The organism is Niastella vici (assembly GCF_002077945.1).
Lineage (GTDB): Bacteria > Bacteroidota > Bacteroidia > Chitinophagales > Chitinophagaceae > Niastella > Niastella vici.
Genome location: NZ_LVYD01000023.1, coordinates 1 through 207 on the forward strand (window position 1 = coordinate 1; position 207 = coordinate 207).

Annotated in this window: 1 protein-coding gene; it reads left to right on the forward strand. The window is 50.7% G+C overall.

Going from position 1 to position 207, the window contains the following annotated elements; translation table 11 throughout:
* Positions 1-207 (forward strand): hypothetical protein (locus A3860_RS40985; RefSeq protein ID WP_158085162.1); only part of this gene is annotated, 207 nt, incomplete at both ends.

The following is a 207-nucleotide window of genomic DNA, read 5'->3' on the forward strand; positions in this document are numbered from 1 at the left end:
AGCTACCGAAACTGGTCTGCTGAGATATTTTCAGTTCAACCAGTACAACAGCGCCAACTTTGAGTTGCCCGATATCGTGAGCGACTTTATTACATACATTCCCAGGTCTTTTATCGCGGCCTCCACTGCACCGGTTGCCACAGGGAGGATGTTCCGGAAACCCGATGTGAATACGGGTGGCCAGCATAGTTTCCCGGGTACAGGTAT